At 33.9% G+C, this 15,328-nt stretch carries 12 protein-coding genes and 1 riboswitch; of the genes, 10 read left to right on the forward strand and 2 right to left on the reverse strand.

Going from position 1 to position 15,328, the window contains the following annotated elements:
- Nucleotides 1–29: 29 nt before the first annotated feature.
- Entirely contained in the window at nucleotides 30–1,562 is a 1,533-nt protein-coding gene (locus tag QQZ16_RS03925) for a DHA2 family efflux MFS transporter permease subunit (RefSeq protein WP_031539091.1), read from the reverse strand.
- A gap of 277 nt (nucleotides 1,563–1,839) precedes the next feature.
- On the opposite strand from QQZ16_RS03925, the gene QQZ16_RS03930 reads away from it, so the two are divergent.
- Nucleotides 1,840–2,745, forward strand: a complete 906-nt coding sequence (locus QQZ16_RS03930) for a TetR/AcrR family transcriptional regulator (RefSeq protein WP_031539090.1) — start codon at nucleotides 1,840–1,842, stop codon at nucleotides 2,743–2,745.
- A gap of 95 nt (nucleotides 2,746–2,840) precedes the next feature.
- Here QQZ16_RS03930 and QQZ16_RS03935 read toward each other — a convergent pair whose 3' ends face one another.
- Nucleotides 2,841–4,196 carry an amino acid permease gene (locus QQZ16_RS03935; RefSeq protein WP_031539089.1) on the reverse strand — a complete coding sequence of 452 codons (1,356 nt, stop codon included), beginning with the start codon at nucleotides 4,194–4,196 and terminating at the stop codon, nucleotides 2,841–2,843.
- Between the two features lie 218 nt (nucleotides 4,197–4,414).
- Here QQZ16_RS03935 and QQZ16_RS03940 point away from each other — a divergent pair, with 218 nt between their 5' ends.
- The 9 genes from QQZ16_RS03940 to QQZ16_RS03980 all read left to right on the forward strand — a co-directional run.
- Nucleotides 4,415–5,365: a histidine kinase dimerization/phospho-acceptor domain-containing protein gene (locus QQZ16_RS03940; protein WP_031539088.1), complete on the forward strand. Its 951-nt coding sequence runs from the start codon at nucleotides 4,415–4,417 to the stop codon at nucleotides 5,363–5,365.
- A gap of 2 nt (nucleotides 5,366–5,367) precedes the next feature.
- A complete protein-coding gene (locus QQZ16_RS03945; protein WP_109769099.1) occupies nucleotides 5,368–5,658 on the forward strand; it encodes a sensor histidine kinase in 291 nt (96 codons plus the stop codon).
- Nucleotides 5,659–6,229: 571 nt separating this feature from the next.
- Nucleotides 6,230–6,655 carry a DUF1641 domain-containing protein gene (locus QQZ16_RS03950; protein WP_031539086.1) on the forward strand — a complete coding sequence of 142 codons (426 nt, stop codon included), beginning with the start codon at nucleotides 6,230–6,232 and terminating at the stop codon, nucleotides 6,653–6,655.
- A 121-nt stretch (nucleotides 6,656–6,776) separates the two neighbouring features.
- Nucleotides 6,777–7,961 carry an NAD(P)/FAD-dependent oxidoreductase gene (locus tag QQZ16_RS03955; RefSeq protein WP_031539085.1) on the forward strand — a complete coding sequence of 395 codons (1,185 nt, stop codon included), beginning with the start codon at nucleotides 6,777–6,779 and terminating at the stop codon, nucleotides 7,959–7,961.
- 280 nt (nucleotides 7,962–8,241) lie between these two features.
- Nucleotides 8,242–8,380: riboswitch (cyclic di-AMP (ydaO/yuaA leader) on the forward strand.
- Nucleotides 8,381–8,478: 98 nt separating this feature from the next.
- Nucleotides 8,479–10,305, forward strand: coding sequence for an APC family permease (locus QQZ16_RS03960; protein ID WP_031539084.1), 1,827 nt, complete (start codon nucleotides 8,479–8,481; stop codon nucleotides 10,303–10,305).
- Between the two features lie 229 nt (nucleotides 10,306–10,534).
- Complete coding sequence (locus tag QQZ16_RS03965) at nucleotides 10,535–11,719, forward strand: Ger(x)C family spore germination protein (RefSeq protein ID WP_031539083.1); 1,185 nt, start codon at nucleotides 10,535–10,537, stop codon at nucleotides 11,717–11,719.
- 102 nt (nucleotides 11,720–11,821) lie between these two features.
- Nucleotides 11,822–12,307: a nitroreductase family protein gene (locus tag QQZ16_RS03970; RefSeq protein ID WP_031539082.1), complete on the forward strand. Its 486-nt coding sequence runs from the start codon at nucleotides 11,822–11,824 to the stop codon at nucleotides 12,305–12,307.
- Nucleotides 12,308–12,682: 375 nt separating this feature from the next.
- On the forward strand, nucleotides 12,683–13,681 hold the full coding sequence (locus QQZ16_RS03975) for an asparaginase (RefSeq protein WP_031539080.1): 999 nt from the start codon (nucleotides 12,683–12,685) through the stop codon (nucleotides 13,679–13,681).
- Between the two features lie 430 nt (nucleotides 13,682–14,111).
- Nucleotides 14,112–15,328: SH3 domain-containing protein (locus tag QQZ16_RS03980; RefSeq protein ID WP_284561126.1), on the forward strand; the 1,217-nt coding region annotated here is incomplete at its 3' end.

Genomic DNA, 15,328 nt, shown 5'->3' on the forward strand with positions numbered 1-15,328 from the left:
AGCGATTGTCGCTGACTTTTAATTTATTTTTATTCAACTGCCTCATTCATTTTCGTTGGACTAGTTTGTTCTTCTGTTTCTTTTGGTGGAACCGCACGTTTTACGAAAAAGGAAAGTATAAGTGCGACTAATACAACTCCAACAGATATTAAGAAGGTATCATTAATTCCTTCAAGCATTGCCTGCATTCCGAGCTGTTCTTGCATAGTAGCAAGTGCTTCTGGAGTTGGTTGAGTAGTTGAATTACTCATCTCTTTCATTGCTTGAGCTGCCAATTCTTCCCCATGTGTTGCTGTACGTTGAGACATGATGGTAATCATAACTGCAGAGCCAATTGCTCCTGACACTTGGGACAATGTGTTATTTAATGCTGTTCCATGCGGATTCATTCTTTGTGGCAATTCATTTAAACCATTTGTCATAATCGGCATCATAACCATGGACATACCAAGCATACGTACGGAATAAATTAGTACTAGTGTAGTTGTTGTAGTTGTCATGGATAATTGACTAAACATATAGGTTGTGATTGCAGTCAATGTTAATCCAATTAAAGCTAGTGTTCTTGCTCCATATTTGTCAAAAAGTCTTCCATTAATAGGAGACATAATTCCCATAATAATCGCACCTGGTAATAATAACAATCCAGAGTGGAATGGGGAAATTCCTCTAACTGTTTGAATATACATTGGCATCAGTAGCATCGCAGAGAATAGTGCAATGTTAATTACAATGGTAATAACTGCTGAAAGCGAGAATAACGGGTACTTAAAGATTCGGAATTCAAGCATTGGAGTAGTCATTTTTAATTGACGAAGAACAAAGAAAATAAGAGCTATTGCACCCACAATTAAAGTGCCATAAACATGAATATTAGTCCATCCTTTTGTACCTGCAGAACTAAATCCGTATAATAAACCACCGAATCCTAGGCTCGATAAAACGACAGATAAGCGATCGATGTGAATATCCACTTTTTCCTTCTTATCCTTAATTTTAAAAATCGCTAAAATTAAAACAATGATGGCAATTGGCGAAACAACATAGAATAACATTCTCCATTCATAATGTTCGACAATATATCCTGATAAGGTCGGACCAATTGCTGGAGCGAAAGTCATAATAAGTCCAAAAACACCCATTGCACTCCCACGTTTTTCAACTGGAAAACTGGTTAACAAGAAGTTCATTAATACAGGTAGCATAATGGACGACCCAGAAGCCTGTATCATACGTGAAAGTAACAATATTGGGAAGGAATGAGCCATTCCAGCCATTATAGTACCAAAAGCAAAAAGAGACATTGCTGTGATAAATAATCTTCTTGTTGAATATTTTTGAATTAAGAAAGCGGATGTTGGAATCATAACTCCATTAACCAGCATATAGCCAGTAATAAGCCATTGTCCAATAGATGGATCAATTTCGAAGTCCGCGCTTATAGATGGTAAAGCAATATTTAACAGTGTTGAATTTAGAAATGCGACAAAGGCACCAGCCATTAAAATAACAATTATGCCATATGGCGGTTTTTTTTCATTCGTTGTTGCATTTATGTTCATTAAAACAATTCCTCCTCATGACCTATATGTTCTTAATATCCTTATTGAAACTAAGCTTAAATAATAATATACCTGTAGTATAAATATTGCAATAAAAATGTTTAGAATCCCTAAGTAAAAAAAGTTTGGTTGAAATGAACGCAAGATTTTTCAGATGAACTCCTTATAACACTGGGGTTTATCTGCTAATATTCTTGTGGAATGATTGTAATTTCTTTGTGAATAACCTAGTATATAATTTGAACCAGTAGTCTAATTTTCTTCTAAAGGTGATGAAATGAACAAACGTAAACAGCATGTAATGCAGCAAGCCCATGAATTATTTATTGAAAATGGATTTCAACAAACGTCTATTCAAGACATATTAGCTGCAAGTAATATTTCTAAAGGTACGTTTTATAATTACTTTTCGAGTAAAAATGAATTGTTGATTTCTATTTTTAAGAATATCTATACGGAATTAGAATGGCAAAGGAAGCAATTATTAATTGGTCAAGATAAAGCAGATAGTACTCTTTTTATTAAGCAAATTGAAATGTTAATTAAGACAAATAACCAATATAAAATTATTTCTTTATTTGAAGAAATTCTTTTTACGAATGATGAAGAATTAAAAAACTATATAAAAAATAGAAGAGTACATGAGTTAAACTGGGTGTATAATCGATTAGTAGATATTTGTGGCTCAAAAAACAAAACCTATTTATTGGATTGCTCTATCATGTTAATGGGTATGATTCATTCTACTATTTATATGCATACTTTAGTCTATCAAGATAACACAAATGTTCATGAAATTGTTCAGTATTGTGTGAATAGAGTTCTTGATATGGTTAACCATTTATCTAATACAAAGGAAGTACTTTTAAATCCAGATATGCTTTATAATTGGCTTGCAGTTCAAACTATAAACAATGAAGATTTGGGGAAAAAGGAAATTTATTGTATGCTTTATACGTTAAAAGCGAATGTAAAAAAAGATAATGATAGGCTAACTAATCATGAAAAAATAGAACAATTATTAACATTCGTTGAAGAAGAGATAGAGATCAAACACCCAAGATATTTTATTATCGAAAGTACATTGATGTCTTTGATGCAAGAAGTAAAAGATTCACCATATGCTAAAATGGTTCTAACACTTATAGAAAGCATGGAAAAAATATATTCTAAACAGAATTAATAACTGTCAATAGGGAAAAGTCACAGTTAAAATGATGACTTTTCCTTTTTGCTATTTTCTAAAGTTTATTGGTAAAGTGGGGAATAACATTTGACTTATTCTGCACAGCCTGCCTTGTTTTTCCCCAATTTATGTCGCATGAAAAATGTAGCTGCTGCAATAATCACAACAAATGCTAAGCTAACAAAGAAGCCGATTCGAACTTGCTTTTCAATAATGGTTCCTGCAACAGCAGAGACAATAAGTAAAATACCAAATGAAGATTTTATTTTATCCCAAAGTTTTCCTTTCAGTACTTTAAAGGAAGAAAACAGAATGAAAGCCCAATTGTATAATAAAAGAATCCCAGCTGCCGTTGTAATGTATTCGAATATCTTCCCTGGTAATAAAAGGGCGGCAATAACAGAAGCAAAGAGCCCAATTCCTCCAAGAATAAAGGAAGGAAGAGGTAGCTGGTTAAATTTCTTTAATTTTTTTGTAAAGATCTTTGGTGCATCCCCATCATTTGCTAACGTAACTAACAAGCTAGTTACTCCAAATAAAGAAGCAGTCATAGTGGAAAATCCTGCAACGATAATAGCTCCATTAAAGACATGTGGAAAAAAGTTCAAATGATAATCTGATAAGGCGGTTACAAATGGACTCTCTTTTTCGGAAAACTGATCGAGTGGCGCTAAAATCGACGCCAGCCCTAGAGAAAGTACGTATATGATCACAAGAATGATTAGCATATTTGTCCCAGCTTTCGGTGCATCTTTTTTATCTTTTAACTGCATAGCCATTAACCCGATTACTTCTATTCCTCCATATGCATAAAATGCAAATAATAAAGAAATCCAGAACCCTTTGTAGCCTTTTGGGAATAGTTCATTCATGGAATGAGGAATAGAAATATCACTATTGCCTCCATGTATCCAGCCAAATACAGCAGCTGCTGCTAATCCAATAAACATAATAATCGCTGCTGTTTTGATAATAGCTAAATAATTTTCAACGCGATCAAAGCCTTTCGTTCCTAGAAAGACAACAAATAATGATAGAACAGCATAAATACACGCGAATACCCATAATGGAACTTTGGGAAACCAAAACTGTGATAAAAGCGAAAGTGCTGTTAATTGGCTGCCCATGATGAGGATATTAGAGAACCAATAATTCCATCCACAACTAAAGCCAGCCCATGGACCAAATGCTTTGTTTGCATAATAACAGAAAGATCCTTCTTGGGGGTCTTCAGCAGTCATTTTAGCTAATTGATTAAAAACAATGTATGTACCAATAGCAGCTAAGATAAAGGTGAAAACGATGGAAGGACCCGTTTCTTTAATGCCAAGACTAGACCCTAGAAAATAGCCAGTTCCTATCGTACAGCCTACACCAATTAAGGATAGCTGCCACCATTTTAGATTTTCAGATTTAGATGAATTTGAATTGTTTTGTTTTTTCGTCATGTCTTTCTCCTCTTTCAGTAATGATGAAGGGATTACATAAAAAAGATTGCCTTACAAAGTAACCACTATTAGTATGTCAGCTTTTACAGCAATTATTTGCTTTACTTAAAATAGGAAAAATTACATTCATAATAGAAAAAATTATTTCCTAATGAAATAATTGTGAAATGATGGTAACTTAGATGAGGTGAGAATTTTTTCGTAAATGGGGAGTAATGATGATTAGATTCGACAATTACTTATTCGTTCTATTATTAAATGTTGTTCCAATTTTTATTTATTATTATTATTTTCATAAAATGAAAATTAAAAATAAAACAGTATTCACCTTTATTTATTGTTCAGCCATATTAATTTTATCCATGACATTTCCTTTAGAAATAGCACCTGGGCATATTTATGATTTAAGGACAATTCCTTGGTTGATAGCTTTTTTCTATGGAGGGTTTCCAGCAGGTTTATTGACAACTGTTGTGATGGGGATTTACAGATATATGATTGGCGTTAATGCAGGATTATTAGTGACAATGATTATCGTACTGTTATCACTACCCATTTTGTATTATGCCATCAAAAGATACAAACAGACCCAATCTTTCATAAAAAAAATAATGATAGCTTGTATTACATCGTTATTTCCTATAAGCATTGATTTAATCGCTACTTCATTTTTCACAAATAAAATAACCTTAACATTTATTGTTTATTTATATTTAGCTCATCTCGTTACTTTTATTATCTCTATTTATCTAATAGAGTCACTCTCTTATCAAGAAAGGCAGAAGGAGCAAAAACAGCAAACAGAGCGGATAAGATTAATTGGCGAAATGGCCGCTTCTGTTGCACATGAAATACGAAATCCTTTAACGGTTGTTAAAGGATACACTCATTTATTGAAAGAATCCTCCAATATCACAGAAAAACAACAAGAGATGCTTTCACTTATGGGATCAGAATTAGTCAGGGCTGAAAAAATTATAAATGATTATTTATCACTTGCTCGGCCAAATGAAGGGGTTAAAGAACAGATTGATTTAGCTGTTTTTCTAAAAAAAGTAGAAGAGATAATCAACCCCTATGCACTATTAAATAACGTAAAAATTATTAATCACGTTCATACCCCTTGTTCATTAATGCTGGGCAAGATGAAATTCTGCAATTGTTTATAAATATGATCAAGAATGCTATTGAAGCAATAGAGAGCAAGGGGGAAGTGGTTATATCCGAACAAATAAAAGAAAAATATATAAAGATTAATATTATGGATAATGGAAAAGGAATGTCTGAAGATGAACTGAACAGATTAGGAACTCCTTTTTACTCCACAAAAACACAAGGAACAGGTATCGGTACAACGGTTTGCTTTAATATTGTTCATCACCTAAACGGCAAAATCAAGATTAAAAGTAAAGTTAACAAAGGAACAACTTTTTCTATTTATTTGCCGATTGTTAGTAAATAAATGCTGTTAAAATAAATTCTTTAGTAATGCTAGTAGCCTAGCCTAAATAAAAGAGAGATGTATGGGCATAGTATAAACTACGGATAAATTTTGCTCATACATTCTTTTAAGAAGGTAAAATGTAAACACTTACAGGGGTTTTTGGTTTTTCTGAAGAATATATATAAGGAAGGAATGAATATTTCATCCGTTTTCTCACATAATAGTTTAGGAAATATAAAAACTGAGAATATTTCGAGTAAATATTTTATTTGTTGTTTTTGTGGCGACAATCACTTTATAGGTGATAAACTTCACTTTTATTCAAAAAAACTCTATTTTTTTGTCAAACTTACATTTATTTTTGTTCAAAAAGTGGTATTATATTAAAGGAGTTTAATGATGGAGAGGTTGTACACATCCTCTTCTAAGGTTTTAAAGAGGACTTTAACCAGGATTTTATTTTGTACATACCTTCAATCATTTTAACTAGAGTTGGTAAAAATATCTTTTGCAAATTTTTGTGCAGTCAATCACAAGAAATTTGTTAATAACATTTAAGCGAAAAGCTTATAGTAAAGGAGAATCAGTTATGTCAGAAACTACTGCTCAAACGAATGCTGAAAAACAACTGACTGCTACAAATCAAGACCTATTGGATCAGTTGTTAAAGCCTGAGGTACAAGAATCATTGACAACATTAATCGAGCAATTACCTAAGTTAACGGAAATGGTTAATGGATTATCTAAATCATATGATGTTGTTCAATCATTATCACAAGATGAAGTTTTTAAGGGCGATATTGTTGGTGCGACTACTGAAATGTTCGAACCAGTAATCCATTCAGTTAAAGGAATGGCTTCAGCAGCAATTGAAGCAAAAGATCGTGCTGAAGAAAGCAATGAAACAATTGGCATCTTTGGTTTAATGAAAATGTTAAAAGATCCACAAGCACAAAAGATGTTCCGTTTTCTACAGAGCTATCTTCAAATTATGTCAGAGCGCAATAATAAATAATCTTTCATGTAGAGTCTTCCAAAGTAAGCTATTTGTCTAATAAAAAGGAATTCCTTTAAGGACAATGCAGAAAAGGAAGCCTGCCAATACTTTTAAATGTAATAAGGACGGAGGATTTACTATGTCAAAACATATCGTTATATTAGGTGCTGGATACGGCGGCCTTTTAGCAGCTTTAAATGTTCGTAAATTTTACAGTAAAGCAGAAGCTACAGTTACTGTAATTAATAAATATCCAACACATCAAATTATTACGGAATTGCACCGTTTAGCAGCAGGAAACGTTTCTGAAAAAGCAGTTGCTATGCCGCTAGAGAAATTATTTAAAGGGAAAGACATTGATTTGAAAATTGCTTCCGTTGATTCTTTCAACGTGGATACAAAAGAAGTTGCTTTAGGTGATGGATCTAAACTAACTTATGATGCATTAGTTGTTGCTTTAGGAAGTGTAACTGCATACTTCGGTATCCCAGGATTAGAAGAAAACAGCATGGTTCTTAAATCTGCAGATGATGCAAACAAAATTTACAACCATGTTGAAGATCGTATTCGTGAATATGCGAAAACAAGAAAACAAGAAGATGCTACTATTTTAATTGGTGGTGGCGGACTAACAGGTGTCGAACTTGTTGGTGAACTTGCTGATATCTTACCAGGATTAACAAAAAAATACGGTGTTGATTTCCAAGATATTAAATTACTATTAGTAGAAGCAGGTCCGAAAATTCTTCCTGTCTTACCAGAAGACTTAATCGAACGTGCGACAAAAAGCTTGGAAAAGCGTGGCGTAACATTCTTAACTGGACTTCCTGTAACAAATGTAGCAGGCAATGTTATTGATCTTAAAGATGGTCAACAAATCGTTGCTAATACATTTGTATGGACAGGCGGCGTTCAAGGAAACCCATTAGTTGGTGTTTCTGGATTAGAAGTTAACCGTGGCCGTGCAACAGTTAATGAATTCTTACAGTCTACTTCACACCCTGATGTCTTTGTTGCTGGTGACAGTGCTGTATACTTCCCTGCTGATGGAGATGGTCGTCCAGCACCACCAACTGCGCAAATTGCTTGGCAAATGGGAGAATTAATCGGATACAATCTATATGCTTACCTGGAAAACGGAGCATTAGATACTTTTGATCCAATTAACTCTGGTACACTTGCTAGTCTTGGTAGAAAAGATGGAGTTGCAATCGTAGGCGGAAGCTCCACTCCATTAAAAGGATTACCTGCTTCCCTAATGAAAGAAGCAAGTAATATTCGTTACTTATCACATATTAAAGGATTATTCAGCTTAGCTTATTAATCCTAGTGAACAAAGATGAGTATGGTGCATGGCACTGTACTCATCTTTTTTTCTTTTGGCTGTTTTCTAAAAGACTTTCCATCTCGAAACGGACTGAATTTGAAATAGTGAGCAGCCTTTAATAAATGTAGATAATATATAAAATAATGAGATAGAGATAATTTCTTCCATGTAAAATAGCTTAGGTTGTCTTTTTCGGTTAAATTTGCTTTATTTTACTCCTTTTTGTTTCTTTACTTTCCTAAATTTCAGGCGTAATATCATTCATGTTAAAACAAATTAATACAAATCGCTTAATTCATTTTGGAACGGGGGACCCGACATTGTGTGAAACACTAGGGGTGAATCCTTATTAAGGAAGGGCAACTCTCATATGCCCTAATCCGACAGCTAACTCCGGAAGCGTTTAGAGGGGAGAATACTTGGCGTACACTATTATACGACTACAAAGTAATTCTTTGTAGTTTTTTTGTGTTTAAAAGTAAAGTTATGAAAAGTTTATAGTGAGGGATATATCGTGAATAAATCAACCGTCAAAAGAATCATTATTGGAAAACCTTTGAAAACAAGTGCTTTAGGAGAACAAAAATTAAATAAATTAAAAGCGTTGGCTATACTTTCATCTGATGCGCTTTCATCTGTAGCGTATGGAACAGAACAGATTTTGCTTGTCTTATCGGCAGTAGGATTCCTTGCTTATTGGTACTCTATTCCTATTGCGATTGGTGTGCTTATTTTATTGACAGCTTTGATGTTGTCTTATCGTCAAATTATTTATGCCTATCCACAAGGCGGAGGAGCATATGTTGTATCTAAAAATAATTTAGGCGAAAATGCAGGACTTATTGCAGGTGGATCGCTTTTAGTAGACTATATTCTAACCGTCGCAGTTAGTGTTTCGGCTGGAACAGATGCGATAACTTCTGCTTTTCCAAGTTTGTATCATTACAATGTTATTATCGCAATATTGATGGTTATTCTGATAACAATTTTAAATTTAAGAGGGGTAACCGAATCTGCGTCTATTTTAGCTTATCCCGTCTATTTGTTTGTTTTTACTTTATTAATTTTAATTGGTGTTGGTATTTGGAAGGTTGTAAACGGAGAAGTTCCTACAGAGCTACACACGCCGATTGGGACGACTGTTCCAGGGTTAAGTGTCTTTTTATTGTTAAAGGCATTTTCTTCTGGCTGTTCTGCTTTAACAGGTGTGGAAGCAATTTCTAATGCTGTGCCAAATTTCAAAGAACCATCTGCCAAAAATGCAGTTAAAACGTTAACGATGATGGGGTTATTTTTAGCTGTATTATTTTCCGGAATTACTTTTCTTGCCTTCTGGTTTGGGATTGCTCCGAGTGGAGAGGAAACGGTAATTTCTCAAATAGCTACCGAAGTGTTTGGAAAAAATGCTATGTATTATTTTATCCAAGTGACAACTGCCATCATTTTAATATTGGCAGCTAATACTGGCTATGCTGCGTTTCCGTTGCTTGCCGTAAATTTAGCGTCGGATAAATATATGCCACGTATATTTACAGTTAGAGGAGATCGATTAAGCTATTCAAATGGAATTGTTATCTTAGGTATCTCCTCTATATTATTAATCATTTTCTTCGATGGTCATACAGAAAAGCTGATTCCTTTATATGCAGTTGGTGTATTTATTCCATTTACATTATCGCAAACAGGAATGAGCAGAAAATGGATGAAAGAGAAGCCTGAGGGTTGGAAAGGGAAGTTAGCAATTAATTTAATTGGAGCGTTTATTACCTTTACCGTTTTAGTAATTTTGTTCACAACTAAGTTTTTTCAAGTGTGGCCAGTATTATTCTTTCTTCCTATTGTTGTTTTCGGGTTTCATAAAATAAACAAGCATTATCAAAATGTTGCAGAACAATTAAGAGTAGCAAAGCCACGTTCAGCGATAAAAATGGAAGGGAATATCGTTATTCTTCCAGTTGCCGGGGTAACGAAAGTGGTAGAGAATTCTTTAGCATATGCGGAGACGGTAGGAGATGTAGTAGTTGCTGTATATGTTGCATTTGACAGAGAGAGTGAGAGAAGAATGGAGGAAAAATGGGAAGAATTTAGACCAGATATTCGTTTAGTAACCATTCATTCACAATATCGAAGTTTGATTAGGCCACTAGCAAGATTTATTGATACAATAGAGGAAAAAGCGGCGGAACAGAAACGTAGTGTGACGGTTATTATCCCACAATTTATTACGAAGAAAAGTTGGCATAATTTCTTACACAATCAGTCCAGTCTATTGATCAAGGCACATCTATTATATAAACGAAATATAATTGTAACTACTGTTCCCTATCATTTAAGAAAATAGTATATAAAATTATTATGATATAAAGGATAATTTTTCATTTTTTTCATAACCTATTGGTAAACTTTGAAAAAAATAAAATTATCCTTTTTTTGTATAGTTAAGTAAGCAATAGTTTTCTGAAGTCAACATGGACAGCAGAAGTGTTTCTTACTAGTTATCCTAGCAAGGTGAATATTGTTAGGGAGGATATATGTGTGATATCGATGATTCTAAGGGAGTAGTATAAAATATGAGAAGCTTCTTATTAAGTATATCCATTATATCTATCTTTTTGTTAACTGGTTGTTGGGATCATTCGGAACTTAATCAAAATGCCATTGTGACAGGGATAGCAGTGGATAAAGGGGAAACCCATAAGTATAAGTTATCTATAGAGAGCACTTCTGCAACAGAGCTAAATCCCAGAACTGCTCAAGGTTTGGCTCCCGCAATTGTTTACTCGATTGAAGGGGATACAATGGGAGAGATTACCCATAAGTTTAATGTTGCAATATCTACTCATTTGGAATTTTCACATACGAGATTACTTGTCATTGGTGAAGAAATAGCTCGAGAAGGTATTCTCAGCTTTATGGATTATTTCGATAGGGATAGAGAAATAAGAGATGACTTCAACATAGTTGTTGCGAAAGATGGAGAGGCTGTTGATTTTTTGCGGATCATTAATGATTATCAAAAAGTTTCCTCTTTAAAAATATTTCCGCAGCTGGATCATATGCTTAAGGAATGGGGAGGAACACCTGGAATGAAATTAAACGATTTCATTCGTACATATTCATCAGAAGGTCAAGTTCCTGTGTTAGCAGCTATGATCATTTCAGGCGATAAAGAAATAGGAGGGAGTATGGATAATATTAAGACAACAAAACCAGGAGCAATCGCAAAAATTGATTCTTTAGCGATTTTTAAATACGGAAAGCTCCAAGGTTATCTGAATTTGCAAGAAACAAGAATTTTATTGTGGATTCAAAATAAATTGGAACGTACTTCTTTGACGATTCCTTATGAAGACCAAAAGTTTTTTGGATTACGAGTTATCCATACGCAGACGAAAATTAATGCTAGGCAAGTTAATGGAAGACCGCAAATAGATATATTTGTTCGTGCGGAATCTACACTAGATGGATCTGACAAAGGAATAAAGGCTGCAAAGGTAAACGCATTTGAAGATTTTGAAGAACGGAGCAATAGTTACTTAGAGAAGGAATTCAGTAAACTAATTAAAAAAATGCAAACAGAATATGTGGCAGACATATTTGGACTAGGAGAAATATTTAGAGACCAAGATTATAAGCATTTTAAACAATATGTAGAAAATTGGGATGCTGGTTTTAAAGATGCAAAGATAAATGTTCATGTAAATATAGAAATAAAAAGAAGTGGTTTTAGAAACAATAGCTATAAGATAAATTAAATTAACTGTCTTTTAATAATAGGAATTCTTTAAAAAAGACAACAATAGCGTTATGATAAAAAGGAGTATGAAGGAAGACTTCACAAAAGGGGAGAGGTAGAAATGAATATATCCGAGGTAATCACAGGGAGAAGAACAATAAAAAAATTTAAACCTGAAGTAGTAGATAATTCCATTATTTTGGAATGGCTACAACGTGCCAGATATGCACCGAATCATAAGATGACAGAGCCATGGAAAATTCTTTTTATTGGTGAAAAGACTCGAGCAGAATTAAAGCATAAAACAAATTTTGGTGGGGCTTCAAAGGTTTTAGCCATTTTATCACATAAAGGAAGAAACCAAATGGAACGGGATGAAAACTTATCAGCCGTTTCCTGCTTTATTCAAAATTTTATGCTTCAGGCATGGGATGAAGGAATTGGAACGTTCTGGAGTTCTGTTGGTTCTTCTGCGTTAGGAAGAAGAACATTAGGAGTGAGCGATGAATTTGAAGTCGTAGGAGTATTGGCAATTGGTTATCCAGAAGAAATTATGGCTGCGAAAGAAAGAGCTTCCATTGAGGACAAAATTACCTACTTAGATTAAGGCCTTTCGTTTTGCTTTTAAAGGTAATTATTTTTTAAAAATTTTTTCGAAAAAAATAATAACTCTAGTTGCAGGCAAGAAGAGCCTAAATAAAATAGCCGTTTATTAAACTAATAATAATACCGAACAATCATTCAGCCATTTTCGAATGATTTGTTCGGTTTTAGCTTTGGCTGGAATATTAGTGTCCCGATCACTTCCTTTTAGTCACATCTTTAGGAAAATAGACTTAGGTGCATACAAAGAAGTTTATTCCCTTTTGCAAAAATGGATAGAATCCACTTATTGCGGAAATTTCGTTCAGTATATATAATAACTTGGTGTATATAAAGCAAGTGTATACTTTACGGAGTAATGCATTTAGGAGGACTTTAAATGAAAAAATTGCTGTTACTTGCAACCGGTGGAACAATCGCTTCAGTTGAAGGGAAGGAAGGACTAGTCCCCGGTTTGTCTGCAGAAGAGCTCCTTCAATATTTTAAAAATGATATTCTAGAAGTTGATGTGACTTGTAAAATTATTATGAATAGAGATAGTACGAACATGCAGCCAGAACATTGGATTATGATGGCTAAAACAATTGCAGAACATTATCACGAATATGATGGTTTTGTTATCACACACGGAACAGATACGTTAGCCTATACAGCAGCTGCGCTATCTTATATGTTGGGTGGTCTAACAAAACCTGTTGTTATTACGGGATCACAGGTACCGATTAGTTTTAAACAAACAGATGCTAAGAAAAATGTTATGGATAGTATTCGCTTTGCAAAAGAGGACATAGGGGGCGTATTTGTTGTTTTTGATGGTCGAGTGATTATTGGGACAAGAGCAGTAAAAATGCGCACCAAAAGCTATGATGCATTTGAAAGCATTAACCATCCATATGTGGCTAAAATAGAAGAAAATCAAATTCAGTATTTATGGAAGCCGGACAAGCAAACGGATGAACTAATATTGGATACAAGGATTTGTCCAGATGTATTTCTATTAAAATTGCATCCAGGAACAAAACCTGAAATCTTTGATTTTATTAAACATGTATATAAGGGTGTCATTATCGAAAGCTTTGGTAATGGAGGATTACCTTTTGAGGAGAGAAATCTCTTGCCAAAAATAGAAGAAATGGTAAACGCAGGGATAGCAGTGGTCATTTCTACACAGTGTCTGGAAGAAGGACAAGATCTCTTATTATATGAAGTGGGAAGAAAGGTTTCTCAATACAATGTTATATTATCTGCTGACATGAATACAGAAGCCATTGTTGCAAAATTAATGTGGGTACTGGGCAGTGAACAATCATTAAGTGAAATAAAGAGAGTGATGGAAAGTCCGATAGCCTATGATCTTTCAGTAGAATGGGAGAGTTAAAGAGCTGTTCTGATTCAATTAGATACAAATAAAAAAGCCCTATCAAATCGGTTTGAACGATTAGATAGGGCTTTTTTCATTCCATCTTAAGAAGGAGAATAACATCAATTTCAAGGTAGGTTTATGTACCTAATTTTGTTCTGTCTGCTTTGTCGTAAAAATTGCTAAAAATAGATTGATTGTTTAGAAAACAGCACTTTTGAAAGTAGAGAGATGGAAATATTTTTCTGATATATAAAACTTTTGATCTATTGAAGATAAAAGCAATAAAAAAACGTGACTATAGAATTATATACTAGTAGAATAATAGATAATATCATAGGTAATAAAGAATACATAATTGGGGTAATAGAAACGGATAGTAATAAGGTGATAGGTTTAAAGATGCCTAATAATGAATTGAGACATTAGAACTAGGAGGAATGTAGTGGTGAAAAAAGTAGTAGTACCTGGTATATTTCTAGCAGCATTATCTTCTCCACTTTTTATGGAAGAGGCTCAGGCTGCTTCCATTACCAAATATGTAGAAGTGAATAAGGGATCGGTATTAAATGTAAGAGTCGGTCCATCAGTGAATACAAATATTGTAACAACATTAAATACTGGGACGAAAGTAAATGTCCTTTCTGAAACAAATGGTTGGTCAAAAGTAAATGTAGACGGAAAGACTGGATATGTATCATCCACGTATTTAATTACAAAGCAAGAAAATTCGATAAAATATGTTTCCATCAACCCGTCTTCTACCTTAAATGTTAGAGAATCTGCTTCTACTAAAGCGAAGGTCCTAACAAAGCTCAAACAGAATACCAAGGTTGAAGTAGTATCGGAATCTAATGGCTGGTCAAAAATTAAAGTAAATGGAATAAATGGTTATGTTGCATCAGAATACATAAAAGCTGATCAAACAGAGGAAAAGAAAACAACTGATACATCAAATGAACAAAAAACAGCAACTAAATATGTAAATGTAAATACTGGATCGAGTTTGAACTTAAGGAATAGTCCGTCTAATTCAGCTTCTATTATTGTTAAATTGGCAAAAGATGTAGCCGTAACGGTTTATTCTGAATCAAACGGTTGGTCAAAAGTAGAAGTATATGGAAAACAAGGTTATGTGGCAACGCAGTATTTAGCTGACAAAAAATCAACGGTTAATTCAGAGCAATCAAAAGAAACAAGTGTTAAAACGACAACAAAATATGTAAATGTAGCCAAAAACTCATCGCTAAATTTGCGTAAGGAAGCAAATACGAGTAGTTCTGTACTAACGAAGCTTTCTAGAGGGGCGAAGGTTACGGTTCTCTCAAGCGCAAATGGCTGGGATAAAGTAAATGCATCTGGAAAGACTGGCTATGTAAGCAATAGTTATTTGTCTGATAAGCAAATTACCGATACTACTACCGAGGCATCTGATACAGAAAGTGGACAAAGTAATTCGGACAAGTCACCGACAATAATCACGAAAAAAGTTAATGTGCAGACGGGATCTAATTTAAACGTGAGATCGAAAGCATCAACAAGTGGCACAATAAAAGGAAAGCTTACAGCAGGAACGGTAGTAACAGTATTATCAGAGAAAAATGGCTGGTCACAAATTAAGACGAATAATCTAGAAGGGTATGTAAGCAGTGAGTACTTGACAAG

The sequence above is a fragment of the Bacillus sp. T2.9-1 genome (assembly GCF_950097965.1).
Taxonomy (GTDB): Bacteria; Bacillota; Bacilli; order Bacillales; family Cytobacillaceae; genus Niallia; species Niallia hominis.

Bases quoted from the DNA above. Each gene is read 5' to 3' on its own strand.
- QQZ16_RS03925 (WP_031539091.1), bottom strand. From the start codon at position 1,562: ATGAACATAAATGCAACAACGAATGAAAAAAAACCGCCATATGGCATA.
- QQZ16_RS03930 (WP_031539090.1), top strand. From the start codon at position 1,840: ATGAACAAACGTAAACAGCATGTAATGCAGCAAGCCCATGAATTATTT.
- QQZ16_RS03935 (WP_031539089.1), bottom strand. From the start codon at position 4,196: ATGACGAAAAAACAAAACAATTCAAATTCATCTAAATCTGAAAATCTA.
- QQZ16_RS03940 (WP_031539088.1), top strand. From the start codon at position 4,415: ATGATTAGATTCGACAATTACTTATTCGTTCTATTATTAAATGTTGTT.
- QQZ16_RS03945 (WP_109769099.1), top strand. From the start codon at position 5,368: ATGATCAAGAATGCTATTGAAGCAATAGAGAGCAAGGGGGAAGTGGTT.
- QQZ16_RS03950 (WP_031539086.1), top strand. From the start codon at position 6,230: ATGTCAGAAACTACTGCTCAAACGAATGCTGAAAAACAACTGACTGCT.
- QQZ16_RS03955 (WP_031539085.1), top strand. From the start codon at position 6,777: ATGTCAAAACATATCGTTATATTAGGTGCTGGATACGGCGGCCTTTTA.
- QQZ16_RS03965 (WP_031539083.1), top strand. From the start codon at position 10,535: ATGAGAAGCTTCTTATTAAGTATATCCATTATATCTATCTTTTTGTTA.
- QQZ16_RS03970 (WP_031539082.1), top strand. From the start codon at position 11,822: ATGAATATATCCGAGGTAATCACAGGGAGAAGAACAATAAAAAAATTT.
- QQZ16_RS03975 (WP_031539080.1), top strand. From the start codon at position 12,683: ATGAAAAAATTGCTGTTACTTGCAACCGGTGGAACAATCGCTTCAGTT.